At 34.9% G+C, this 23,993-nt stretch carries 24 protein-coding genes and 2 tRNA genes; 12 read left to right on the top strand and 14 right to left on the bottom strand.

Annotated elements, in window-relative coordinates; genetic code table 11:
• Nucleotides 1-18: 18 nt before the first annotated feature.
• Both BM383_RS18770 and BM383_RS02445 read left to right on the top strand, forming a co-directional pair.
• Nucleotides 19-162 carry a hypothetical protein gene (locus BM383_RS18770; RefSeq protein ID WP_177229054.1) on the top strand — a complete coding sequence of 48 codons (144 nt, stop codon included), beginning with the start codon at nucleotides 19-21 and terminating at the stop codon, nucleotides 160-162.
• Nucleotides 159-2,684, top strand: a complete 2,526-nt coding sequence (locus BM383_RS02445; RefSeq protein ID WP_093022530.1) for an alkaline phosphatase family protein — start codon at nucleotides 159-161, stop codon at nucleotides 2,682-2,684. The genes BM383_RS18770 and BM383_RS02445 overlap by 4 nt, the downstream gene beginning before the upstream one ends.
• On the opposite strand, the gene BM383_RS02440 is transcribed toward BM383_RS02445, so the two are convergent.
• The 3 genes from BM383_RS02440 to BM383_RS02430 all read right to left on the bottom strand — a co-directional run bounded on the left by BM383_RS02440 (nucleotide 2,681) and on the right by BM383_RS02430 (nucleotide 6,413).
• Nucleotides 2,681-3,583 (bottom strand): histone deacetylase family protein, encoded by a 903-nt coding sequence (locus BM383_RS02440; RefSeq protein ID WP_093022527.1) that lies wholly within the window; start codon nucleotides 3,581-3,583, stop codon nucleotides 2,681-2,683. The two genes, BM383_RS02445 and BM383_RS02440, sit on opposite strands and share 4 nt — an antisense overlap.
• Nucleotides 3,583-5,652, bottom strand: a complete 2,070-nt coding sequence (gene metG, locus BM383_RS02435; protein WP_093022524.1) for a methionine--tRNA ligase — start codon at nucleotides 5,650-5,652, stop codon at nucleotides 3,583-3,585. Before metG ends, BM383_RS02440 begins: the two co-directional genes overlap by 1 nt.
• 125 nt (nucleotides 5,653-5,777) lie before the next feature.
• A complete protein-coding gene (locus BM383_RS02430; RefSeq protein ID WP_093022521.1) occupies nucleotides 5,778-6,413 on the bottom strand; it encodes a nitroreductase family protein in 636 nt (211 codons plus the stop codon).
• Nucleotides 6,414-6,583: 170 nt separating this feature from the next.
• On the opposite strand from BM383_RS02430, the gene BM383_RS02425 reads away from it, so the two are divergent.
• From BM383_RS02425 to BM383_RS02405, 5 genes are all read left to right on the top strand, one after another.
• Nucleotides 6,584-7,198 carry a hypothetical protein gene (locus tag BM383_RS02425; protein WP_093022518.1) on the top strand — a complete coding sequence of 205 codons (615 nt, stop codon included), beginning with the start codon at nucleotides 6,584-6,586 and terminating at the stop codon, nucleotides 7,196-7,198.
• A gap of 103 nt (nucleotides 7,199-7,301) precedes the next feature.
• Nucleotides 7,302-8,285: a S66 peptidase family protein gene (locus tag BM383_RS02420; RefSeq protein ID WP_093022516.1), complete on the top strand. Its 984-nt coding sequence runs from the start codon at nucleotides 7,302-7,304 to the stop codon at nucleotides 8,283-8,285.
• Nucleotides 8,286-8,357: 72 nt separating this feature from the next.
• Nucleotides 8,358-9,512: a phage head spike fiber domain-containing protein gene (locus BM383_RS02415; protein ID WP_093022513.1), complete on the top strand. Its 1,155-nt coding sequence runs from the start codon at nucleotides 8,358-8,360 to the stop codon at nucleotides 9,510-9,512.
• The gene (locus tag BM383_RS02410) at nucleotides 9,509-9,997 is read left to right on the top strand and encodes a nuclear transport factor 2 family protein (RefSeq protein WP_093022511.1); all 489 of its coding nucleotides are present in this window, start codon (nucleotides 9,509-9,511) and stop codon (nucleotides 9,995-9,997) included. The genes BM383_RS02415 and BM383_RS02410 overlap by 4 nt, the downstream gene beginning before the upstream one ends.
• Nucleotides 9,998-10,077: 80 nt before the next feature.
• On the top strand, nucleotides 10,078-12,153 hold the full coding sequence (locus BM383_RS02405; protein ID WP_093022508.1) for a M13 family metallopeptidase: 2,076 nt from the start codon (nucleotides 10,078-10,080) through the stop codon (nucleotides 12,151-12,153).
• 84 nt (nucleotides 12,154-12,237) lie between these two features.
• Here BM383_RS02405 and BM383_RS02400 read toward each other — a convergent pair whose 3' ends face one another.
• The 9 genes from BM383_RS02400 to BM383_RS02360 form a co-directional block, all read right to left on the bottom strand.
• Nucleotides 12,238-12,927: a hypothetical protein gene (locus BM383_RS02400; RefSeq protein WP_093022505.1), complete on the bottom strand. Its 690-nt coding sequence runs from the start codon at nucleotides 12,925-12,927 to the stop codon at nucleotides 12,238-12,240.
• Nucleotides 12,928-12,997: 70 nt separating this feature from the next.
• Nucleotides 12,998-13,450, bottom strand: a complete 453-nt coding sequence (locus BM383_RS02395) for a DUF2383 domain-containing protein (protein ID WP_093022502.1) — start codon at nucleotides 13,448-13,450, stop codon at nucleotides 12,998-13,000.
• Nucleotides 13,451-13,508: 58 nt separating this feature from the next.
• Nucleotides 13,509-13,859, bottom strand: a complete 351-nt coding sequence (locus BM383_RS02390; RefSeq protein WP_143106329.1) for a hypothetical protein — start codon at nucleotides 13,857-13,859, stop codon at nucleotides 13,509-13,511.
• A gap of 108 nt (nucleotides 13,860-13,967) precedes the next feature.
• The gene (locus BM383_RS02385) at nucleotides 13,968-14,768 is read right to left on the bottom strand and encodes an NAD(P)H-binding protein (protein ID WP_245766514.1); all 801 of its coding nucleotides are present in this window, start codon (nucleotides 14,766-14,768) and stop codon (nucleotides 13,968-13,970) included.
• Nucleotides 14,765-17,044, bottom strand: a complete 2,280-nt coding sequence (locus BM383_RS02380) for a M20/M25/M40 family metallo-hydrolase (protein WP_093022493.1) — start codon at nucleotides 17,042-17,044, stop codon at nucleotides 14,765-14,767. The genes BM383_RS02385 and BM383_RS02380 overlap by 4 nt, the downstream gene beginning before the upstream one ends.
• Before the next feature lie 22 nt (nucleotides 17,045-17,066).
• Entirely contained in the window at nucleotides 17,067-17,417 is a 351-nt protein-coding gene (locus tag BM383_RS02375; RefSeq protein ID WP_093022491.1) for a hypothetical protein, read from the bottom strand.
• 3 nt (nucleotides 17,418-17,420) lie between these two features.
• Nucleotides 17,421-17,915 (bottom strand): DUF6265 family protein, encoded by a 495-nt coding sequence (locus tag BM383_RS02370; protein ID WP_093022488.1) that lies wholly within the window; start codon nucleotides 17,913-17,915, stop codon nucleotides 17,421-17,423.
• A gap of 5 nt (nucleotides 17,916-17,920) precedes the next feature.
• A complete protein-coding gene (locus BM383_RS02365; RefSeq protein WP_093022485.1) occupies nucleotides 17,921-18,481 on the bottom strand; it encodes an HNH endonuclease in 561 nt (186 codons plus the stop codon).
• A 34-nt stretch (nucleotides 18,482-18,515) separates the two neighbouring features.
• On the bottom strand, nucleotides 18,516-20,051 hold the full coding sequence (locus BM383_RS02360) for a bifunctional GNAT family N-acetyltransferase/carbon-nitrogen hydrolase family protein (protein ID WP_093022482.1): 1,536 nt from the start codon (nucleotides 20,049-20,051) through the stop codon (nucleotides 18,516-18,518).
• A 193-nt stretch (nucleotides 20,052-20,244) separates the two neighbouring features.
• On the opposite strand from BM383_RS02360, the gene BM383_RS02355 reads away from it, so the two are divergent.
• A complete protein-coding gene (locus BM383_RS02355) occupies nucleotides 20,245-20,577 on the top strand; it encodes a single-stranded DNA-binding protein (protein WP_093022479.1) in 333 nt (110 codons plus the stop codon).
• Nucleotides 20,578-20,633: 56 nt separating this feature from the next.
• Here BM383_RS02355 and BM383_RS02350 read toward each other — a convergent pair whose 3' ends face one another.
• Together BM383_RS02350 and BM383_RS02345 are read right to left on the bottom strand one after the other, a co-directional pair.
• Nucleotides 20,634-21,485 (bottom strand): mechanosensitive ion channel family protein, encoded by an 852-nt coding sequence (locus tag BM383_RS02350; protein ID WP_093022476.1) that lies wholly within the window; start codon nucleotides 21,483-21,485, stop codon nucleotides 20,634-20,636.
• 110 nt (nucleotides 21,486-21,595) lie between these two features.
• On the bottom strand, nucleotides 21,596-21,781 hold the full coding sequence (locus BM383_RS02345) for a CsbD family protein (protein WP_093022473.1): 186 nt from the start codon (nucleotides 21,779-21,781) through the stop codon (nucleotides 21,596-21,598).
• Between the two features lie 249 nt (nucleotides 21,782-22,030).
• On the opposite strand from BM383_RS02345, the gene trxA reads away from it, so the two are divergent.
• From trxA to BM383_RS02325, 4 genes are all read left to right on the top strand, one after another.
• The gene (gene trxA / locus BM383_RS02340) at nucleotides 22,031-22,348 is read left to right on the top strand and encodes a thioredoxin (RefSeq protein WP_093022470.1); all 318 of its coding nucleotides are present in this window, start codon (nucleotides 22,031-22,033) and stop codon (nucleotides 22,346-22,348) included.
• A gap of 86 nt (nucleotides 22,349-22,434) precedes the next feature.
• Entirely contained in the window at nucleotides 22,435-23,364 is a 930-nt protein-coding gene (locus tag BM383_RS02335) for a DUF58 domain-containing protein (protein WP_093022467.1), read from the top strand.
• Nucleotides 23,365-23,450: 86 nt separating this feature from the next.
• Nucleotides 23,451-23,524, top strand: a tRNA-Asp gene (locus BM383_RS02330).
• A gap of 165 nt (nucleotides 23,525-23,689) precedes the next feature.
• Nucleotides 23,690-23,763: transfer RNA gene (locus tag BM383_RS02325), tRNA-Asp, on the top strand.
• Nucleotides 23,764-23,993 lie beyond the last annotated feature (230 nt).

Raw genomic sequence — 23,993 nt, 5'->3', positions numbered from 1 at the left:
ACTGGAAGAAAAAGTATTATGACTTTTTATGATAAAAACAAGAATGTTCTTAATGAAAAGCTAACAAGAAAAGGTCCTTTGGGCTTACTAGCTTTGGGAGATATTGGCGTAAGAGAATGGAAAAAAGCTAAAAAAGAAGAACAGACGAATAAAGATACATGAAAAAGAAAACCCTACTGATAGGCTGGGATGCTGCCGACTGGAAAATCATTGGTCCCATGTTAGCACAAAATGAACTTCCTGCTCTCAAAAAACTGATCACCAAAGGTGTTTATGGTAATATGAGCACTATGAATCCACCTTATTCTCCAATGCTTTGGACCAGTGTTGCAACTGGTAAAACACCAGACAAACATGGAATTCTTGGTTTTATAGAAGTAGCTCCCGATCGCAAAGGAATTAGACCTGTAACTACACAAAATAGAAAAGTAAGGACTATTTGGAATATTTTACATCACGAAGGTTACCGAAGTAACTTAGTCGGTTGGTGGCCAAGCTTTCCGGCAGAACCTATTAACGGGCATATTGTTTCTGATGCATTTCAAAAAGTAACTTCTGACCCTCGGAAAATTATTCCTTTTAAACCAGAAACTACACATCCGGAAGAATTGTTAGAAGCTATTAAAGACTTAAAGGTATTTCCTTTTGAAATTAATGATGAACACATTCTTACTTTTGCACCGAAAGCGGCTGAAATAGATCAGGAAAAAGACAAGGGATTGGTTAGTTTTTCTAAAATACTAGCTGAAAATATTTCAGTGCATGCAGCAGCCACACAACTGATGCGCACTACTGAATGGGATTTTATGGCGGTGTATTATGATTTGATAGATCATTTTTGCCACGCTTTTATGAAGTTCTTTCCACCAAAACTTAATGCAGTTCCGCAAAAGCAATATGATATTTACAAAGACATGATTCATGGTGCTTACAAGTTTCAAGATATGATGCTTGCCAGACTTATGGAACTAGCCGGTGACGACACCAATATTATTATAATGTCAGATCATGGGTATGAATCGGGTAACAAACGAATTCTAAAAATGCCGAAATACCAAGCTGCACCTTCACTGGAGCATCGGAAATTCGGAATCTTTGTAGCAGCCGGACCAGACATCAAGCAGCAAGAAAAAGTATTTGGATTGAGTCTTATCGACATTACTCCTACATTACTGCACCTATTCGATCTTCCTATCGGAAAGGATATGGATGGAAAACCAGCTTTGGAAATTTTCAAAAATCCAAAAACGCCAACCTACATAGAAAGTTGGGAAACCGTTGAAGGTGATTTTGGAGAACACACTAAATCTTCTGAATTCAGTTCGCTATCCGATCAAGAAACCATGCAACAACTCATAGATTTAGGATATGTTGATAAACCGGATGAGAAAATAGAAACGGCAATTTTAAAAACAGAAACCGACTTAAAACACAATTTAGCTCGGGTATTTCTTGGTAAAAAAGATTACGAAAGCGCCAAGGAGGTGTTGTTAGAACTTTTAAAATCTCCTAAAGAGATTGATTTGATTCCGTTCTATTTAGATTTGATCACAATTGCAATACGAGAAGGTGATTTTAAAAAAGCCGAAAAATATTTAAAGACAATCAGAGTAATTGATTCTAAACTTGAACTGAACACCACGGTTACTGAAGCAAAAATTTTAATAGGTGTGGGTAAATTTTTAGAAGCTATCAACTTACTTTCGGAAGCTGCTAAAACGAAACCAAATCCTGAGATATTTTTTCAAAAGGCAAGAGCACATGTGAAACTTCAACAATTTGAATTTGCCAAAAACGACTTTGAAACTGCTTTAGAATTTGAACAAGACAATGCGCGCTATCATCAAGCCATTGCAGCGGTTTACATTCAGTTAGGTGATTATGAAGAAGCCGCTGATCATGCTTTAACAGCTATTGAATTGATTAAATATTTTCCGAAAGCACATTACACGCTAGGCGAAGCTTTGGAAAAAATGGGCGATTTAGCCAATGCGAAAATTGCTTTTGAAACGGCTGCCAAACTTCAACCTAAAACCTATCATAAAGCTGAAAAGAAAATTGAAAATATCGATGAGCAAATAGGTGAAATAAAACTAGAAGATAAAGCCACTTTCAAACATAGAGAAAATCAAATTACGGTAGTTTCCGGTCTTCCAAGGTCTGGAACTTCTATGATGATGCAATTGTTGAGCAATGGTGGTTTAGAAGCTTTAATTGACGGCGAACGTGAAGCTGATGTTTCAAATCCGAAAGGGTATTTTGAATACAAACCTGTGATGAGCATGCATCAGGATAATTCATGGTTGTCAGAAGCGCAGAACAAATCGGTGAAAATTGTAGCGCCTTTACTGAAATTTATCGATCGTCAATTCAGATACAAAGTAATTTTCATGAATAGAGATATTCATGAAATTGTACGTTCGCAACAAAAAATGATTGGGAAAGATCCGGATACTTTGCCGCTTCATTTATTACAAGCTTTTCAGAAACAATTACAAACCATTGATTTTTGGAAAAATAACGAACCCGGCGTGGAAATTCTCTTCATTAACTATAAAGATATGATGACGAATCCGAAACCGGAAATTGATAAAATCTGTGAGTTTTTAGGAGTAGAATTAGATAAAGAAGCGATGCTGAACAGTATTGACACTTCGCTCTACAGAAATAGAATGACTCCTTAAAAATATATTTCCTGCGCCAATCGATACGTATTGGCGTGGGCTTCTATAATATTCTTGATTTCTGGTGAATAACCGCCTCCCATACTACATTGTACCGGAATTTGTAATTGATGGCAGGTTTCTAACACAAACCGATCGCGCTCTTTACAACCTTGCAACGTCATACCCAGTTTTCCTAATTTATCGGTTTCTAGCACATCGGCTCCAGCTAAATAGAAAATAAAATCTGGTTGTACTTTGCTTATTAAGTCAGGAAGTGTTTCTTTTAAAAGCTTCAAATAAGTTTCGTCATCTGTTTTGTCTTCCAACGGAATATCTAAATCGCTGATTTCTTTTTTGAAAGGATAATTGGTTCTTCCGTGCATGGAAAATGTAAAAACCGTATTGTCATCAGCAAAAATCTCAGCTGTTCCGTTACCTTGGTGTACATCTAAATCTACAATCAAGATCTGACTTGCCAATCCTTTTTCTTGCAAATAACGCGCTGCTATTGCTTGATCGTGCAACAAACAAAATCCTTCTCCATGATCGGTATATGCGTGATGCGTTCCGCCAGCAATATTGAAAGCAATTCCATGCTCCAATGCAAATTCAGTTCCTTTCATGGTTCCGTCTGCAATGATGATTTCGCGCTCTACCAATTCTTTGGAAAGTGGAAATCCGGTTTTGCGAGCCGCTCTCGGATTTAAGGTAAGATGGAATAAATCGTCTACATATTCCTGCGTATGCACATTGAGAATATAAGAAGTATCAGGAATTTCAGGGCGAAAAAAATTTGCTTCCGAGCAGGTACCTTCATACAGTAACTGCTTGGGAAGCAAATCATATTTTATCATAGGAAAACGGTGGCCTTCCGGCAGCGGATGCTGATAAATAGGATGCCACGCAATTTTCAGCATTAATTTACAGTTTCACCGTTGCTTACTCCTGCTTCATCAGGATTCATAAACACTAGTTTGCCTTCAGAAGTATTCGTCATTAAAATCATTCCCTGACTTTCTACACCCTTTAATTTTCTTGGCGCTAAATTCGCAACAATCGTTACTTGTTTGCCAATAATATCTTCTGGTTTAAAACTTTCTGCAATTCCAGAAACAATGGTTCTTACGTCTAAACCACAATCTACTTTCAACACCAATAACTTTTTAGCTTTTGGCATTTTTTCAGCTTCAATAATGGTTCCTATACGCAAATCTAATTTGGCAAAATCATCGAACTCAATGGTTTCTTTTTGAGGTTCAACCGCCTTGTTTGCCGCTTCGTTCGCTTTTTTAGTCGCTTCTAATTTTTCTAACTGCGCCTCAATAGCTTTGTCTTCAATTTTAGTGAACAATAAGGAAGCTTTTCCTAAGGCATGTCCGGCTGGTAATAAGGTTTCTGCATTGGTAACATCGTCCCAAGTTGGTACCGAAGCTAATTCTCCAAACTGAAGCATCTCTTTTAACTTATCAGAACTGAATGGCAAGAACGGTTCCGAAGCCACTGCCAACGCACCTGCAATTTGCAAGGCAGTAAACATGATGGTTTTTACACGTTCCTCATCCGTTTTGATCAATTTCCAAGGTTCTTCGTCTGCTAAATATTTGTTACCCAGACGTGCCAAGTTCATCAATTCCTGACTAGCTTCGCGGAAACGGTAACGCTCTATAGAAGAAGCGATGATTCCCGGATATTTTTTCATTTCAGCTAAGGTATCCAAATCAACCTGAGCAAACTCATTTGGTTGTGGAATGACGCCGTCGTAATATTTGTTAGAAAGTACTATCACTCGGTTGATGAAGTTTCCAAAAATAGCTACTAACTCATTGTTGTTTCTTGCTTGAAAATCTTTCCAGGTAAAATCATTATCCTTGGTTTCTGGTGCATTTGCCGTTAAGGTGTAACGCAACACATCTTGCTGACCCGGGAAATCTGCCAAATACTCGTGTAACCAAACTGCCCAGTTTTTAGAAGTAGACAATTTGTTGCCTTCTAAATTTAAAAACTCGTTCGCTGGCACATTGGTTGGCAACACATAACTACCTTCTGCTTTTAACATGGCAGGGAAAATAACACAGTGGAAAACGATGTTGTCTTTCCCAATAAAATGTACCAATTTGGTGTTTTCGTCTTTCCAATAAGGTTCCCAATCTTTCCCTTCTCTTGCTGCCCATTCTTTGGTAGAAGAAATGTATCCGATCGGCGCATCGAACCAAACGTACAGTACTTTACCTTCGCCGCCTGGAACAGGAACAGGAATTCCCCAATCCAAGTCACGCGTTACAGCACGAGGTTTTAACCCGTCGTCCAACCAACTTTTTACTTGTCCGTATACATTTGGTTTCCAATCGTTTTTGTGTCCTTCAATAATCCATTCTCTTAAAAATGCATCATATTGATCTAAAGGCAAAAACCAGTGTTTGGTTTCTTTCAATGTAGGAACCGAACCTGTAATGGTTGATTTTGGATTGATTAAATCAGTTGCGTTTAACGAAGTTCCGCATTTTTCACACTGATCACCATAAGCTTCTTCGTTTCCACATTTTGGACAAGTTCCTGTCACAAAACGATCGGCTAAAAACTGATTGGCTTCTGCATCAAAAAGTTGCTCGGTGGTTTCTTCTATAAACTTACCTTCTTCATACATTTTCTTAAAAAATTCTGAAGCGGTTTTATGGTGAATTTCTGAAGACGTACGGGAATAGTTATCAAACGAAATTCCGAACTCTTCAAAAGAATCTTTAATAATCTTGTGATACTTGTCTATGATTTGTTGTGGCGTAGTGCCCTCTTTTTTTGCTTTCATAGAAATGGCTACTCCGTGCTCATCGCTACCGCAAATAAAAGCAACATCGTTATTGGTTAATCGTAAATAACGCGCATAAATATCTGCAGGCACATAAACGCCGGCCAAATGCCCAATATGAATAGGCCCATTGGTGTATGGCAATGCTGCAGTAATGGTAAATCTTTGTTGATTTTCAGACATAGTTCAATCGTACTTTTTACAAAAGCACAAAATTACGGAATTTGAAAGGGATAATTAAAAAACATTGAAAAATAAAAAATCCCCGAATTATAGGGATTTTTCTATGTAGTTTCTTGATAGTAAGATTACTTAAATTCTACTACAAACTCTTCTTTAGGAACACGTACTTTTTTCATACTTCCTAACCAATCACGGTCTGCATCGGCATAACCAACATACATTAACGATACACTTTTAAGACCTAATTTTTCAAGCTCTAAAACTTCGTCTACAAAAGCACTATCGAAACCTTCTACCGGAGTAGAATCTACTTTCAACTCTGCTGCCTGTGCCAATGCCAAACCAAGAGCAATGTAAGTTTGTCTTGCCGTGTGCGCATGATTTTCTTCAGCTGGTTGCTCTAAATAGATCGACTTTAATTTATCGGTATAACTACTGAAACGACCTCTTGGTAATCCGCGTTCATCGGTTGTTAAATCATATACTTTATCAATTCGCTCTGCAGTGTAACGATCCCAGGCAGCAAAAACAATTACATGCGAACACTCTTTCATACACTCTGGATTCAAAGCCTTTTCTGATAATTTATCTTTGATTTCCTGATTTTCTATAATCAATAATTTAAAAGGTTGTAAACCAGATGACGTTGGTGCCAAACGCGCAGCTTCTATAATTTTATCAATGTTTTCCTTGCTTACTTTCTTTTCAGGATCGTATGCTTTTACGGCGTGGCGCCATTGTAAATCTTGTAATAATGACATTTGTTGATTTTTAATGAATTTAATAAAATGGTTATTTCACGATGGTATTGGACGTAACGAAAATCAAAAAATTACAAACAAATTAAATATCAGAAAAATCTTTAAATCTGTTTTGAAAAACTACTATTTTTATACTATATTTCGTTCATCATTCATTAAATCAAAAAAATATGAAAAAATCATCTTTCAAAAAATTGTTATGCCTTTTAGTTTTAACTCCATTTATCTTCACATCTTGTGGTAGTGACGATGATAACAACAACCAAACAACACAAAATATGTTAAACTATAATGGAGAAGAATTTGAAATTAACAGTGTATTCACTGAATATTATGGCGAAACTTCTCCTGGAGTTTACAATTCTGATCTCAACATTACCGATGCTGTTGTAACTAGTACCAATGGATACCCATCTTCTACAAGCTCCGATTTCTATGTGATTTATCTTGAAGCGTTTTCTAACACTCCAGACGGATTAGCACCGGGAACTTACAATTATTTATCAGAAGATAATCCTGAAACAGCTTTTACCTTTGACTATGGGGATATTGCTTTTGGCCTAGATTCGGACATGATAGAAGAATTTGACGATTATATTGAAATTTCATCGGGTTCACTAACTATTTCAGGAGATAACACATTTGAACTTGATTTTAACGGTGTAGACCAAACCAACAATTCATTTTCTGGACATTATGAAGGTACTCTAATGAATTTTGATGCTACAGGAGACATGTATTTACGAACTGCTCCAGCAAATTCTTTAAAGAGGTCCAAAAAATAATATTTCATCATTTTGCAACACCAAAGGCTCTGTTTTAGTAAAGACAGAGCCTTTTTTTGTTAGCTACAAAACTGTACTTTTACAAAAAAAGCTAATTATGATCATGAAGAAATTACTAGCAACTAGCCTTTGCTATTTGCTTTTTTCTGTAACTATTCTATCTGCACAATCCATGAAACAACCTCCATTTTTGAAAAAAGGCGATACTGTAGCCATAGTTGCTCCGGCTGGAATCATCAAATCTAACAGAAGTTATGTTTTTCAAGCAGCAGAAAATTACCTTAAAAGTCTTGGGTTGCATGTTTCAGTAGGTAAAAATGTTTTGAAACAAGGAGGTCATTTTGCAGGAAGTGATGAAGAGCGCTGTGCCGATTTTCAGACTGCTTTAGACGACCCTTCAATCAAAGCTATTTGGTGTGCACGCGGAGGTTATGGTAGTGTTAGAATTTTAGATATGTTAGATTATACCAAATTCAAAAAACATCCAAAATGGATTATTGGATACTCAGATATTACGGCTTTTCATAATCAGATGAACGTGCTTGGTTACCAATCTTTACACGCCATGATGTGTACGAGTTTGGAAAGCGACGCGACACAAATTAAAGAAACTAAAAGCACCTTTGAAAAAGCCATTTTTGGTCAAGAATTAACCTATTCAATACCTTCTAATAGTCATAACTATCATGGAAATGCAACTGGCCAATTGGTTGGTGGAAATTTATCACTTTTGGTAAGTATGCTAGGTTCTAAAACAGCTTTGGATACTTCCGGAAAAATTGTTTTTATTGAAGAAATTGGGGAATACAAATATTCAATAGACAGAATGATGCAATCTTTGAAAAGAGCTGGTTTCTTTGATAACTGTAAAGGAATTGTTTTTGGAGATATTACCAGAATAAAAAACAATCCTACCAAATTTGGGAAAATAATTTACGAACTACTTTTAGATGTGGTAACGGAGTACAATGTTCCCATACTCTTTGATTTTCCTGCAGGGCACGAACCCGATAATAGAGCATTATTCTTAGGAAGAAATGTTGAATTAAAAGTGAATGATCAAAAAAGTACATTAAAATTTCTCTAAGCAACAAATCTGGCACATTTTCAGCTATAGAAATAGTGTATATTTGAATTTTTAAAAACTGATTAAAACGGAATGAAAAACCCGATTGTTTATATTACACTTTGCATAACTCTTTTATTTTCTTGCCAAGAAACTACTACCAAAAATTCTCAAGATGAAGAAAAAGTTCCGGTTTCAGAATCGGATCAAATTATGATTCCAAAATATAAGCCCGAAGCACTTTCTACAGCAGCTTTGGAAAGCATTAAAAATTGGATTCCTTTTAACGAGTTACATCAGGCTATACTCACTATTGGAGCTAACAAATACACCAAAACAATAAAAGTAGATAGAACCAATTTTCTTTTATGGTCTGAACAACTGGACCATAGAAAATGGAGCAAGAAAAACATTGATATTAAAAAAGATGCCATGACTAGCATCAATAACGAGCTTACAGCAGATGCTTTTATAGGCGACTCTACATCTGGTTATCATTACATTGCGCAAGGCTATTACACCAAAGACATGGAGCAACTAAATCTATCGGTTTACGTAAAACCAGGTGCTGCTACATTGTGTTATTTAAGCACAGAAAGTGTAGATCCTTCCGAAAAAGAAACGGCTACTTTTGATCTTAAAGAAGGAACAGTATCATACACACCAGATGGCTTTGATGCCAAAATTGAAAAATTAAAGAACAATTGGTTTCGTTGTAGCATTACCTATTCCACAAGAGAAAGAGGTAGAGTGGTCATAGGTGCTACAAAATCGCCAACTCAATACATCTATGACGGAAATGGAGCAACCGACTTATATCTTTGGGGAGCTCAACTACTAAACAACAAAGAAGCCGGGAATTACTTGAAAACTGAAGGCAAACAAGAATCTGTAGAAGAAGTCATTCTATACAAACCCAGCGAAAAGGAACAAGCCATTATTAATAGTTCTTACCTGAAATTATACTACCAAGTTGATGATATTTACAGAAGAATTTTAGATGTAGAGGAAAAAGATATTCCAGAGAAATATAACAATTCATTTACAAAAAGCAGGCTACGAAATTTAAAAACTTATACATTGCTTCTTGCTGATGCTATTAAAAACAATTCGTATTTAACAAATGAAGAAATCAATAAAGACCTTCATAACATTTATGACACTTATAATAGTATTCTGAAACAGATCAATGCTCAAAACGACACCTCTTTGGAAAAAAACATGCAAGATATCTTAAATAGAAAATGAAAATAATCACCACTTTTATATTCCTTTTTGTGAGTTTCTTAAACGCGCAAACAAATGAACAACAGGTAACTTTACTACTAGACAATTGGCATAAAGCAGCGGCTGAAGCCAACTTCGTGAATTACTTTGAAAAAATGACCGAAGATGCAGTTTTTATAGGTACAGATGCTAACGAAAACTGGAACAAAAAAGAATTCATGGCTTATGCAAAACCACATTTTGACAAGGGGAAAGCCTGGAGTTTCACATCTTTAGAAAAGAACATCTATTTTAATAAAGAAAAAACAATTGCTTGGTTTGATGAACTTTTAGATACTCAAATGAAAATTTGTAGAGGATCTGGAGTGGCAGTCAAACAAGACGGTGTATGGAAAATACAGCATTACGTACTTTCTATGACCATTCCTAATAATAATATTTCTGAAATCATTCAAATAAAATCAGAAGAGGAAGACAAAATTCTCCAAGAACTGAAACAAAACTAGTTTTCAACATACATATACTACAAGTTTGAAAACTCAAATCGCAATTTTCTGTAAATTGCACATAAACCAAATGTTATAACATGAAAAGAATATTAAAACCTGCTGCGCTGGCTTTAACTTCTACTCTTATTCTTGCATCCTGCGAAAAAGAGAGAAAAGTCAATGAAACAGCAATGAAAGAAGAGCATCACGGACTCCAGTTACAATACATGGATTCCACTGCAAATCCAAAAGATGACTTTTTCCGCTTTGTAAACGGAAAATGGTTAGACAGCACAGAAATTCCTGCAGATAAAACTGCTTGGGGTAGTTTTTATGAGCTTAGAGAAAAAACAGATAAAGACGTACTGGAAATTTTGAATAAAGCATTGGAAAACAAAGATCTTGATCCTAATTCTGATGAAGCAAAAGCAGTGTATCTGTATAAAACGATCATGGATATCGAAGCTAGAAATAAGCAAGGAGTAGCACCTATATTACCAGTTTTAGCCAAAGCAGATAATATTAAAGACATTCCTTCTCTAGAAGCTTATCTTATAGAAATGCAAACCAAAGGAGGCGGAGGTTTCTTTGGTGCCTATGTAGATGTTGATGCAAAAGACAGTAACAAGCACGTAGTTTCTCTAGGAGCTGGTGGTCTTGGTTTACCAGACAGAGATTATTACGTAGCCGATGACGAAGATTCTAAAGAAAAAAAGCAAAAATATCAAGATCACATTGCAAGAATGTTCGGTTTTCTAAATATGGATGAAACCGAGGCTAAAGAAATGGCTTCCAAAATTGTTGCACTTGAGACGCAGATGGCAGAAATACGTATGGATAAAGTTGACAGAAGAGATGCCAACAAAACATATAACCCAACAGCTATTTCCGATTTACAAAAAATGACACCAGCTATTAACTGGAAACAATATTTCAAAGGTATTGGAATGGGGTCTGTAGATACAGTTATTGTTAGCGATGTCAAATATTTTAAAGAGCTTAACAAAATTCTTGAAAAGAAAAACATAGATGCTTGGAAAGCCTATGCTAAATGGATGAGTTTTGACCATGCAGCCACTACACTTTCAGAAGAAATAGAAACTGCAAATTGGGAGTTTTTCAGTAAAACCTTAAGTGGAGCAAAAGAACAAGAACCAAGAGAGAAAAGAGCTCTGCAAACCATCAACTGGACGGTAGGTGAAGCACTTGGTAAATTGTATGTAAAAGAAATGTTCCCAGCCGAGGCAAAAGCTACTGCCGAAGAGATGATTGCAAACGTAATCAAAGCATACGAGATTAGAATTGATGCACTGCCATGGATGGATGCTGCTACCAAAGAAAAAGCAAAAGAAAAACTTGAAAAAACCACCATCAAAGTTGGATATCCTGATCACTGGAAAGACTATAGTGGATTAACTATCAAATCTAACGAAGATGGAGGAACGTATTACAGTAATATGCAAAATGCATCTACATGGAGATATAAAGAAAATCTTGAAAAACTAAACGAACCTGTTGATAAAACAGAATGGTTTATGGCTCCACAAACTGTAAACGCATATTATAATCCTTCTTATAATGAAATCGTTTTTCCAGCTGCAATTTTACAGCCACCTTTCTTTGATTTCAAAGCAGATCCTGCTGTAAATTATGGTGGAATTGGAGCTGTTATTGGACATGAAATCTCTCATGGTTTTGATGATAGCGGAGCTGATTTTGATGCTGATGGAAACTTAGTAAATTGGTGGACAGACAAAGATCTTGAACAATTTAACACACTAGGAACAAAACTAGCAGACCAATATAGTGCTATAGAAGTTTTACCGGAAGTTCACATCAATGGTAAGTTTACACTTGGAGAGAACATTGGTGATTTAGGTGGTGTAAATGCTGCTTATGACGGACTTCAAATGCAACTGAAAAAAGATGGTAACCCAGGTAAAATTGACGGATTGACGCAAGACCAACGCTTTTTTATGAGTTGGGCTACTGTATGGAGAACAAAAATGCGTCCGGATGCTTTACAAACACGTATCAAAACAGATCCACACTCACCTGGTATGTATAGAGCTACACAACCCCTTTTAAATATTGATGCTTTCTATGCTGCATTCAATATTAAAGAAGGAGACAGCATGTACATTCCAAAAGATGAAAGAGTTAAAATTTGGTAGATTAGTTATCAAAAAAGGAATTCATAAAAAAAGACCGCTTCTTTAAGCGGTCTTTTCTTTTATATATTTCACATATGCCTTTTACTATTCTACTCCAGCCTTTTTCTGTAATAAAGCTTTTTTAATAGTCTGTGCTAATGTAAACTTAGGTGCTATTGCAAGTGCTTTTGTAAGCGTGTTTATAGGTGTATCCAAATCAGTTTGGTTCAAACTATACTCGCTTAATGCTTTTTGATACATAAACGCTGCTTTCGCAGGAACTTCATAAGGTTGGTTTGACTCATAAAAAGCAATACGGTCTGCTTCATTTACATTCGCTAACCCGTACTCAATATTAGTCATGGCTCCTTGGAAATTACCTAACTGAGTTCTTAAATCGGCCATTTCATAAGCAATATAGATATTTGGAGTTTTTTTGAACAAAATTTCATATTGCTCCAAAGCCTTCTCTCTTTGGTTTAAAGATTTTAATGAAACTGCTTTTACCTGTACTGCCAAAGCTGAAGCATTTTCATCTTTCTCTATTCCAATAACATTTAGCGCCTGTACGTACTGATTAGCACTTAAATAATAGTAAGCTAAAGTATCAGTATTTGCTTGGTTTGGCTCCAATACATTTAAATGAGTCAAAGCATTAATAGACCCTTGAAGATCACCTTGCTTTTTCATTTGATTATAGAATGCTTCGTAATGCTTTACCAATTCTCCTTTTGTTTGAGCTACTCCAAGAATCGGCATAACGGCCAAACATAATTGTAAAATTATTTTTTTCATCGGTCTGTTTAAATTATTGACAGCCAAAACTATCAAAAAAAATCAATAAAGCATTCTATTGTTGAAAGAATTAAGATACTAATCTTTCGTGCGTTCTATATTCTTTTATTTTAGCTTCCGTCAATAAGCTTTCTAATTCTGTTTTTTGTTTTAAAAGCAAATACTGAGTAGTCTCTTCTATTCCTTCTGTGTGTATAGCTTTCTCGTAGGTAGCTATCATTTCTTCTTCAAATTTTAAACAATAATTTAAAACCTCTTCAAAGCTAATGGTTCTTAAATCCTCGTAAAAGTCAAAATGATTTACTACAGTAGCGTCTGCCGTATAAATATCTCCCCCTAGTTTTTGAACTTCCAAAGCAAGCTGGTGTACAAACTTGTTTTTGGTTTGTGCTTGAGTTACAAAAAAACTTCGCACTCCTCTATGGAAAATCTGATTGATGCATTCTAGGTAGTTCTGTTCAGTTTCCATATGAAGTTTCAATAAATCATTCAATACATTGATAACAGTTTTGTTGGTGTCCATAGTTATAAGATTTAATAGTGAAGAATTAGTCAGTTTTATAATTGAGTTTATAAACCCATTATACAGCGCGCTGGTTGTAAAATTTTAGAATGTTTCTGTAGAAAACAATATTTTGATCTGAAGTCTCTAAACAAGACTCTAAGAAGTCATAAATATTCTTGAATTTCATTTCTACATCTACATAACTTTTCTGCCCAAAGAAGTTAGCAGAACTATCTACATTCATACTTAAATGTATAACTTTATTGCGGTGATCTATTTTTACATCACCTGCTTTAAAGTGTTTTTTTAGAATTGCACAATGCAAACTTTCAAAATGCTTTTGCTGTAAAGATTCCTCTTGACAACTGGTCCTCAAAAGAAATCTAATTTCTTGAAGAACCACTTCAGTGTTTAAATTATTTTTCATAGCAATTTTTTTGTAAATATAATCGAAAGGACTATTGCTATGCATGCATTCTATTCTGTTTAACCAAACTTTAACTACGTTAAACAAAACTTAAAATTCGTTTAAAGATCAGGAAAATAGGTCTTTTTGAAAGGAATAGTTAAGATAGGAAATATTTATTGAAATTATGTGTTTACCTTTCTTTCCGGGAGATTCTTCCTGAAAAATAGGAACTGGTAAATTCTGCTGTAAAGCCTTCTCTGTATAGTAATTGCCGCGATTTGGGTTGTATGGATACACTGCATTTAAGAGGAAAGGAAATTTATCCTTTTCTATGATGGAAGTAATAATCCCTATGCAATCACATTTATGAATGAGATGAACAAAGTGATACTTTTGTTTAACGTTTTCTCTTCCTGATAAAAACTTTACAGGATGTCTATTTTCATCAAAAAGCCCAGCAAACCTAATTACTGTTACCTGTAAATTTTCACTTTGTTGAAGTAATTGTTCGCTTGCCAATAACTGCTTTCCACTAGTGGTTTCTGGTTCAGCTGGAATGGTTTCATCCACTTCACCTTGATGATCTCCATAAACGGATGTACTACTTACGAAAATAACTTTTAAGCTTCGCTCTTCCATTTTTTGAAGTATTTGATCAATCTTCTTAGTAAAATTTCCATTAGGATTCTTACGCAATCCTGGAGGAATATCAATAATCAAAATTTCAACTTGCTCTAAAAAGCCTTCGAAATCTCCAGTGATTTTTTCCTCGGTAACTTCAATAAGAAACGACTGAATTCCCTTTTGCTGTAATAATGCTAATTTCTCTTCACTAGTGGTAGAACCATTTACTTGAAACCCTTGATCTATCAAATGTTCAGCTAAAGGTAGCCCCAACCAACCACAACCTAAAATTGCTATTTTCAAAATATATACTTCTTTTTAGTGATGGTGGCATCGTTCAAAACAAACGGCATTGGAATCTCATTTTCAGGACGATTTTTAATCCCATAGTCGCCGGATAATAAATCATTTGCTGCTTCGTAGACTTCCATTTCAAAGGTTTCATCTTTTGAAAATGTTACTTCCAACACTGTACTTGCATTATCCGAAACATAATGCGTGATCAATTTATCATTCGGTTTTCGAGCATTCAAAAATTCGTCATTCAAAGCAATTCCATTCACATTTACACTTGTAAAGTTTATTACATCTGAAAATATTTCAACCCGATTGATAGCTCTTTGAGGCTTAATTTCGATGCGTAATTTTCTAGTATCACCAATTATAGTATCGCTTTCTAAGCTCACTATTGGCAATGGTATTTTCTTAAAATCGGTTTTTTGAATTTTATTAAATCTTGTACCGTATTTACTGCTAAATGTTGAACTCATTACACTATCAACATTTGAACTTTCTTGAAGATATTTGGCATTCCAAGGTGATAAAATTGCATCGTAGCTCGCGTAAAATCCTTTATCCGTATCAGCATCAAAAAGATACACAAGACTTGATGGTTTTGGTGTTTCCGAAGTGAATTTTGAATTTTGATGAGCTATTATCAAGAATGCTATAGCTATAACAAAAGATCCCAAAGCAAAATATCGCTTCTTTCTATAGGTGGCAAAAACCGGAAGCAACAAACCATAAATCAGCGACACAAATACTGTAGAAGCTACCATCATTTTTAATCCTAAACCTACCGGAAACATTTGTACGAACGGTACTAAAATTACTAAAACAGGAACTCCAATAATGGTTAGAACTATTGGAGAAACATTTCCAAACTTGATTCGTAACCACCAAATTAACAAAGCTGCATAAAATGGAATAATGAAGAATGCTCCTCCTTTTAAATATATACTAAGCAATGCTGTAATAACTAACCAGAAAAACAAAGGGGCTACTGCCAAATCTACGGAACGCACTTTATGAAAAAAGCCATAAAACAAGAAACAAAATCCAAGGCTTAGAGCAACATACGCTGCAATGTACCAATGTCCATTATACGTAAATCCATGTAAAATATCCTGGTATTCCGGATATGCATATTTTAATGTAGGCCAAGCAAAATACCCTAAAATTCCATTTACTGTGAGAAGTAAGATAAAAGGAATAAATCCTTTAGCCACTTTCTTTAAGCGAAGTGATCTCTTGGTTTTTCCAAAAATTAGAATGGCGATAAATATAAAAACACCCAAAATTAGCATTGGTAAAATCCACGCAAAAGGATAACTTATTAATTTGAATACAGGAACATTGAAATAGACGGTATCAGTATCTGATGTGACTTTTGAAAGGTCTGTATTTGAAAAATGCTTTAATAAAGGCATTAAATATGAACCTTGATGCTCTAGTGTTTTTCTGTCTAGTCTTTCGTAATTATCTAACTGTGTGTGATAATCAAAATGATCATCTATAAATGCAAAATTGAAACCGTTTACATTCGCATCTTCTCGAAAAACCGTTAAATCTGTATCATTAGGAAGCATCTTATAAATGCTGTACATAAATGAATTGGCTACTGGAAATTTTGGTGCTGCTTTTTGAAACTCTTTGACCATATTGCTATTTCCGTTATTTGTTTCTATCAACATATAACTAGGACCGCCACTTCCTCTTGCTTCAAAATTGAGTACCAAACCAACGTCTTTAATCCATGGATGATTGTTCACGAACAATTGCGCTCCATTTAAACCCAATTCTTCAGCATCTGAAAATACAATGATGATATCATTTTTTGGTTGATTTCCCTCAGCTAAAAAAGCTCTCAAGGATTCTAGAATAGTGGCAACTCCGGCTGCATCATCCGAAGCACCCAATGAAGAATGCGGATTGCTGTCATAATGAGATAAAAGCAACAATGCTTTACCGTCTTCTGAACCTTCTATCTTTCCTATAATATTTGTTGCGCTACTTAAATTCGCCCAATCTCCAGCCGTGTATCCCGTTTGTAATGTAGACACTATTCCGAGATTCTCCAATGCCGATTGCAAATAGGTAATCACCTCTTTGTGAGCCGATGAACCTACAAAATGTGGTTTTGAAGCAATGGCTTCTACATGGTTTAAAGCTCTTTTGGTGGAAAATGAAGTTTCGGAAGAATTTTCATCTGAAATATGTTGCGGCAATAGCACGTAAAAACTACTGAAGATAGCAACTATGATAATTAGAATAGAAACTGGCTGGTTGATTTTTTTCATACGATAAAGTTAACAAGAAATGCTATTGTTCCCTTTTTACCAGCATAAAATAATCGTTTTCTAAAGCTAAATAACCATAATCGTATATAAAATGATATTCGTTGCCGGTTTTTGTAGTATATATGTTTGTGAAGTATTCAAAATCAAAACCTTTATCTAGCAACTTGTATTTGCTCACTTTTGCTTTTCCTTCCGGATTTAAAGATTCTAAAATTCTGTAATTTTTCTTTAAGCGATTGTTTACGTTTCTGATTAGGTTTTTGCTATCCTTATTTAAGTTGTTATTGTAACTATTTCTACAAGCATCACTACAAAATTTTTTATCGGATCTTCCAACAATTTTATCGCCACATTCCAAACATTCCTTTTGCATAGCTTACTTCTTTTTATAATCAAATAGTACTTCCTCTTGGTTTTTATCTTCTTCTATCTTTACCCACATATGAATGTTGTTTTCACTTATTTTTTCAATAGTGAATCCGTCAAAATAGATTTTATTGGGCGTTATCTTTATCAAGTTAAAGTCTACTGTTTCGTCTTTGGCTTCCCAACCATGAAACTGCGCATCAAAATGTTTGAGCTGTAAAATCAATGTTTCTCCAACTTGACGAATACCTCCTGATTCATAAAATTTTGTTTTTCCATTGACTGAAAGTTTAAAAACAAACATCATAGAATCACCTAGAGGATTGCTCCAAATTTCTTCACATTGACCGCCAAAAGCTTCACCTTCCCAATAACCCGAGAGCCATGAGATTTGTGACAACGAGGCTTTGGGAGATACAAAACCTTCTTCAAAAGAAAGCGTGTGCTGTGCTCTTGCAAATGCAACAGTACAACACACGCTTACTAAAAATACTATTTTATTCATTACCACTACGGTTCTACATGGCTCCAGTTTTCTCCAGATTTGATTCGGTACAATTGCATTTCTGAAATACCGAATTGTTTTGCAATAATTCTTAAACGTGTACGTCTGTTTGGATCGTTGATTTTTCGTTTAAGCAATTTCACTTTCGCCTCTGTAAGTTTACTAAAGCTAGGTTTTGATTTCTTTTTTTCTTTTCCTGCAATTACCGATGGGTTTGCCATATTATGCTTTGTAAGCTCTGAACGGGTTACCCATGCTAAGTTGTCTACTTCGTTATTCAATTTGTCAAAATCTTTATGAATTACGAATTTTTTCTCCTCCGGATTCTCAATAAATAGATTGGCTACCGCTCTATGGATATAGACCAAATCATTTTTATCATTTTCCTTTTTTGCCATGAAATATTCATAACCGGCAACTTGATACGTTTTCAAGAGTTTTTCGGTTTCAAAATCTTTTGGTCCAATAACCCTTCCGTAATTGGAAACTTTGAAGACAAGACCCTCCTTCCAGGTGTCTTTTCTATACTCTTTCCACTCTTCGTTTCTTAATTTAATTAAACTCATTTTGTTCTGTGTTTAGGGGAATTTTGTTACTAATTTATTTATTTTGATTCTTTTCTACAATTTCATAGAGGTCTGTTCTTCTATCTTTTAAGATTTTAACACTTCCGAATTCATGTAATTCCTTTAAAGCATCCATATCTACATCAACGATTAAGGTCATTTCTGTATTCGGAGTTGCTTCTGCTTTTACTCCGTTTGTGGGAAACGTAAAATCTGAAGGAGTAAAAACTGCTGCTTGTGCATATTGAATATCCATATTATTTACTCTTGGCAAATTACCCACACAGCCGGCTATAGCTACATAGCATTCATTTTCTATAGCTCTTGCCTGCGCACAATGGCGCACACGGGTATATCCATTTTGTGTATCTGTCAAAAACGGAACAAATAAAATCTGCATTCCTTTATCTGCCATTAATCTAGACAATTCAGGAAATTCTACATCGTAACAAATTACTATTCCTATTTTACCACAATCGGTATCAAAGGTTTGTATTTTGTTGCCGCCCGTCATTCCCCAATGAGAAACTTCGTTGGGTGTAATGTGAATTTTGGTATACATCTCAGAGGTTCCATCTCGTTTACACAAATAACCAATATTAAACAACTTCCCTTCTTCATCCATAAACGGCATGCTTCCAGTAATAATATTGATATTATATGAAATGGCAAACTCTTGGAATCTGGCACGAATATCTTCAGTGAATTTTGCTAATTCTCTTATTGCATCACCTTCCGAAAGATGATTGTAAGGCGCCATTAATGGAGCAATAAATAGCTCTGGGAACAGCGCAAAATCACTTTCGTAACCCGAAACGGCATCAATAAAAAATTCTGCTTGATCAAATAATGCATCGATATCTTTCAGTGGACGCATTTGCCATTGGATTAATCCTAATCGTACAACAGATTTTCTAGCATTGATCAACTTTGGACTCTCCTCGTAGTATATGTTATTCCATTCCATAAGAACAGCATATTCCTGAGAACCTAAATCACCCTCAAGATATCCTTTCATAACACGCTTCACATGGAAGTCGTTACTCAATTGAAAAGACAAAACAGGATCATGCAACTCGCGCATTCTTACCTTTTCTATATACTCTTTTGGAGTACATTCTTTTGAAACTTTTCCGTAATTGGGTATTCTACCGGCAAAAACTATGGATTTTAAATTCAAAGTTTCGCATAGTTCTTTTCTGGCATCGTACAAACGGCGACCTAAACGCATTCCTCTAAAATCAGGATGTATGAAAATCTCTATCCCGTACAGTACAGAACCATCTGGATTGTGCGTAGTAAAAGAAGAGTTGGCTGTAATTTCGTTATAAGTATGATTTGTTTTGAAATCTTCGAGATTTACAACAATTGAAAGTGCGGCTCCTACCACAACATCATCTGCTAGAATTACCAATTGACCTTCCGGAAAAATCGTGAGTAATTTTTCTATTTCATCTTCTTCCCAGAAATCTTCGTAATTCTTATAAGCTCTTACCATTGAGGCACGTAAAGCACGAAAATCATCTAAATATAGATTCCTAAGATCTATTTTGTTAATTGTGGTTTGCATAAATTATTTAGTCGGTTTCAACAACTGTTACAAACGTTTACAAACGACTACTATCGACTTCAAACGAAAGTAACTGATTATAAACCGAATACATTTGGTTTTGGGATTCATATTTGCATCAACAAATTAAGTGATACAAATCTCACATAAAGATAAATTAATTATTCTATAACATTCTAAAAATAAAGTTAATATGAGTACGTTACGAAACAAAGTGCAACTAATCGGAAATTTAGGAAACACACCAGAGGTAATTCAGCTTGAAAGCGGAAAGAAGTTAGCAAAATTTTCTATTGCTACGAATGAAACCTACCGAAACGCAAAAGGAGAATCTGTGAAAGACACACAATGGCATAATATAGTTGCCTGGGGAAAAACTGCAGAGATTATTGAAAAATACCTAGACAAAGGGAACGAGGTTGCTATAGAAGGTAAACTTACCAGTAGATCTTACGAAACCAAAACGGGTGAAAAAAGATATGTCACCGAGGTAAGTTGTACTGAGCTTTTAATGCTTGGTAAATAATAAAAAAGCTCCGTTTGAAATTTCAAACGGAGCTTTTTTAACTTGTGATTGAACTCTTATTTCTTAGATTCATCAAAGAAATGCACATCTCTTTGTGGAAATGGAATTTCGATACCTGCGTTATCCAATGCTGCTTTACAATCTATAATTAAGTTTTCTCTCATAGTCCAGAAAACATCATTTGATGTAGTTACACGAATGGATAAATTTACCGAACTATCTCCTAGCTCTGTAACCACTACTTGTGGTGCCGGATCATCGTATGCATGTTCGTTTTTAGAAATTACATCCATCAAAATGTCTTTTGCTTGTTTAAGATCGGCATCGTAAGAAACCCCTATATCAAACCAAGTACGTCTGGTTCCTAATTCGGTATAATTGGTAATACTACTATTACTTAATTCCCCATTTGGAACTACAACCAATTGGTTTTGTGGCGTATTTAATCTTGTATTAAAAATATCAATTGCTTTCACTGTTCCACTAACTCCACTTGAAGATGAAATATAATCTCCCACTTTAAATGGTTTCAAAGTTAAGATAAGAACTCCTCCTGCGAAATTTGATAATGATCCTTGCAAAGCCAAACCTACTGCCAAACCAGCCGCACCAATGATGGCTACAAAAGAAGACATTTCTACACCTAACTGGGTAATTACTAGAATAAACAATAAGATTTTGAGCCCCCAACTAATTAAATTTCCTAGAAATGTTCTTAGAGAAGGGTCAACATTTTGCTTTTCAAAAATCTTTTTCACCATTCGGTTAATGAATCCTACAATCCAAAGACCAATAAGAAGAATGGCTAATGCTTTTAAAAAGGCCATTAAAAAGCTCATCCCGTAAGTCACAACAAGTCCTTCAATCTTATCCCAATATTCTACAAAAATATTTTTTCCGTCATCCATATTATTTTTTGGTTTAAATGTTAATAGTTGTACGAATTTAAAAACTAAATTCTTTTAAAAAAAAGAAAGCCTGATAATAAGTCAGGCTTTCTAAACTTTTAGAAAAAGTGTTAGACAGTTTCTAGCTCTTTTTCTACTTCTTCTTTGGTTTTACCAGTTTTTTCTTGAATTCTTCCAACTAGCTGATCATATTTTCCTTCAGCAAATTGAAGATCATCATCTGTAAGGCTTCCGTATTTCTCTTTAAGCTTACCTTTTACTTGATTCCATTTACCTTTTAATTCTAACTCTGTCATAACTTTAATTTTTTATTTTTTCTTACCGTAAAGCTACAAATGCTTCTAAAAAAAGCGTCATAATACAATACTAAGGTTTGTTAAATGGATGTTAGTTTTCAGAATTAAATAAATGTTTAACAGATAATTAGTATATTAGAAAATGGATATTTGCAAAACTGATGAGGCTATAACTAAAACTTATTTTAGTTTTGTAAGGTTCAGAAAAAATAATGACTAATTTCGCATAACATTTAAAAATTAAAAAACATGGCTTTAGAAATAACAGATGCTACATTTGACGAAGTAGTACTTAAAAGTGATAAACCTGTAATGGTAGATTTTTGGGCAGCATGGTGTGGTCCTTGTAGAATGGTTGCTCCTATTATTGAAGAATTAAGTTCTGAATATGATGGAAAAGCTGTTGTTGGTAAAGTTGACGTAGATGCCAACCAAGAATTTGCTGCAAAATATGGCGTAAGAAACATCCCTACTGTATTGGTATTCCAAAACGGAGAGGTTGTTGGTCGTCAAGTTGGTGTAGCTCCAAAAGACACTTATTCAGAAGCATTAGATTCTTTATTGTAAGAGCTTTTTTAAAGAATAAATCATATACAAAAGGTTTGGCGTTGCCAAACCTTTTGTATTTTTAGACAATTCTATAATTCGTTATTTTGAACATTCAGAAAGAACTTCAACACGTAGACCTTTTTAAAAATCTGGACTTGCTTGCAAACCAAGTTGTGGAAGGCTTTATTAGTGGTATTCACAAAAGTCCATTCCACGGTTTTTCTTCAGAATTTGCTGAACATCGCATTTACAATCCCGGAGAAAGCACTAGACATATTGATTGGAAACTTTACGGAAAAACAGATAAATTGTACACCAAACGCTATGAAGAAGAAACCAATATGCGCTGCCATATTATTATAGATAATTCTTCTTCTATGCATTATCCTACCTTGAAGCAAAATTTTTTTGACAATTATAATAAAATTGGTTTTTCAACCTTGGCAACTGCTGCTTTAATGAATCTTTTAAAGCGACAAAGAGATGCGGTAGGTCTTAGTATTTATGCTGATTCTTATGAGTTTTATGCTCCCGAAAAAGGGAGTGAACGACATCACCAAATGTTACTACACCAACTAAGTCAATTATCCTCAAAAAAAGGAGTTCAGAAAGAAACTAAGACATACACATATCTGCATCAAATTGCTGAAAAAATTCATCGAAGAAGTATGATTTTTTTATTTACAGATATGTTTCAAACAGAAACCGATACAGAAGCCCTTTTCGAAGCTCTAAAGCATTTGAAATACAATAAACATGAAGTGGTATTATTTCATACCGTAGACACTAATACAGAAGCTTTGTTTGAATTTGGTAGCAAACCCAAAAAATTTACTGATGTAGAAACTGGGGAAACCGTTGATCTCTATGCAGAACATGTAAAAGATGTTTACCAAGAGAAAATAGCTACCTACTTTAAAGAGCTGAAACTTCAATGCGCTCAATACAAGATAAAATATGTAGAAGCCAATATTCAAAAAGATTTGAATAAAATTCTTCAAACTTACTTAACTGAAAAACATATATTTATATAATGCAATCTAAAAAATAAAATTATTTTCCTCTTTTTTATTTGGAGGAAACAGAAATGGGTGTATATTTGCAACCGCAATACCGAAATGGTCTGGTAGTTCAGCTGGTTAGAATACCTGCCTGTCACGCAGGGGGTCGCGGGTTCGAGTCCCGTCCAGACCGCAAAATTGCAAAAGCTCCGATACACAGGAGCTTTTTTTGGCAAAAAAATTTAGTTGTGTTGTTAAGATAGATATTGATCTATCTTGGTTTAGTAGTTAAACCAATGAAAAGCTTTCCCTTCAATATTCGGAAGGCTTTTTTAATAAGCAAGTCAACATCGGTATTGGTCTGGTAGTTCAGCTGGTTAGAATACCTGCCTGTCACGCAGGGGGTCGCGGGTTCGAGTCCCGTCCAGACCGCAAAATTGCTTAAAGCTCCAAGTTATTGGAGCTTTTTTTGGCAAAAAATGTTTAGTTGTGTTGTTAAGATAAATCATTGATTTATCTAGGTTTAGTAGTTAAACCAATGAAAAGCTTTCCCTTTTTTCGGAAGGCTTTTTTGGTTTTAAAAAGTACACTTCTCCTATTCTCATTTCATTTTAAAAACAATATTGAACTGAAAATTAATCACTACATTTAAAGTCAAAATA

Source organism: Pustulibacterium marinum (genome assembly GCF_900116665.1).
Lineage (GTDB): Bacteria > Bacteroidota > Bacteroidia > Flavobacteriales > Flavobacteriaceae > Pustulibacterium > Pustulibacterium marinum.
The sequence above is the reverse complement of the archived record's forward strand: the minus strand, read 5'-3'. Positions and strand labels throughout refer to the sequence as shown.

Excerpts from the sequence above, each read along its gene's own strand:
- BM383_RS18770 (WP_177229054.1), top strand. The coding sequence starts at position 19 with ATGACTTTTTATGATAAAAACAAGAATGTTCTTAATGAAAAGCTAACA.
- BM383_RS02445 (WP_093022530.1), top strand. The coding sequence starts at position 159 with ATGAAAAAGAAAACCCTACTGATAGGCTGGGATGCTGCCGACTGGAAA.
- BM383_RS02440 (WP_093022527.1), bottom strand. The coding sequence starts at position 3,583 with ATGCTGAAAATTGCGTGGCATCCTATTTATCAGCATCCGCTGCCGGAA.
- metG (WP_093022524.1), bottom strand. The coding sequence starts at position 5,652 with ATGTCTGAAAATCAACAAAGATTTACCATTACTGCAGCATTGCCATAC.
- BM383_RS02430 (WP_093022521.1), bottom strand. The coding sequence starts at position 6,413 with ATGTCATTATTACAAGATTTACAATGGCGCCACGCCGTAAAAGCATAC.
- BM383_RS02425 (WP_093022518.1), top strand. The coding sequence starts at position 6,584 with ATGAAAAAATCATCTTTCAAAAAATTGTTATGCCTTTTAGTTTTAACT.
- BM383_RS02420 (WP_093022516.1), top strand. The coding sequence starts at position 7,302 with ATGAAGAAATTACTAGCAACTAGCCTTTGCTATTTGCTTTTTTCTGTA.
- BM383_RS02415 (WP_093022513.1), top strand. The coding sequence starts at position 8,358 with ATGAAAAACCCGATTGTTTATATTACACTTTGCATAACTCTTTTATTT.
- BM383_RS02410 (WP_093022511.1), top strand. The coding sequence starts at position 9,509 with ATGAAAATAATCACCACTTTTATATTCCTTTTTGTGAGTTTCTTAAAC.
- BM383_RS02405 (WP_093022508.1), top strand. The coding sequence starts at position 10,078 with ATGAAAAGAATATTAAAACCTGCTGCGCTGGCTTTAACTTCTACTCTT.
- BM383_RS02400 (WP_093022505.1), bottom strand. The coding sequence starts at position 12,927 with ATGAAAAAAATAATTTTACAATTATGTTTGGCCGTTATGCCGATTCTT.
- BM383_RS02395 (WP_093022502.1), bottom strand. The coding sequence starts at position 13,450 with ATGGACACCAACAAAACTGTTATCAATGTATTGAATGATTTATTGAAA.
- BM383_RS02390 (WP_143106329.1), bottom strand. The coding sequence starts at position 13,859 with ATGAAAAATAATTTAAACACTGAAGTGGTTCTTCAAGAAATTAGATTT.
- BM383_RS02380 (WP_093022493.1), bottom strand. The coding sequence starts at position 17,044 with ATGAAAAAAATCAACCAGCCAGTTTCTATTCTAATTATCATAGTTGCT.
- BM383_RS02375 (WP_093022491.1), bottom strand. The coding sequence starts at position 17,417 with ATGCAAAAGGAATGTTTGGAATGTGGCGATAAAATTGTTGGAAGATCC.
- BM383_RS02370 (WP_093022488.1), bottom strand. The coding sequence starts at position 17,915 with ATGAATAAAATAGTATTTTTAGTAAGCGTGTGTTGTACTGTTGCATTT.
- BM383_RS02365 (WP_093022485.1), bottom strand. The coding sequence starts at position 18,481 with ATGAGTTTAATTAAATTAAGAAACGAAGAGTGGAAAGAGTATAGAAAA.
- BM383_RS02360 (WP_093022482.1), bottom strand. The coding sequence starts at position 20,051 with ATGCAAACCACAATTAACAAAATAGATCTTAGGAATCTATATTTAGAT.
- BM383_RS02355 (WP_093022479.1), top strand. The coding sequence starts at position 20,245 with ATGAGTACGTTACGAAACAAAGTGCAACTAATCGGAAATTTAGGAAAC.
- BM383_RS02350 (WP_093022476.1), bottom strand. The coding sequence starts at position 21,485 with ATGGATGACGGAAAAAATATTTTTGTAGAATATTGGGATAAGATTGAA.
- BM383_RS02345 (WP_093022473.1), bottom strand. The coding sequence starts at position 21,781 with ATGACAGAGTTAGAATTAAAAGGTAAATGGAATCAAGTAAAAGGTAAG.
- trxA (WP_093022470.1), top strand. The coding sequence starts at position 22,031 with ATGGCTTTAGAAATAACAGATGCTACATTTGACGAAGTAGTACTTAAA.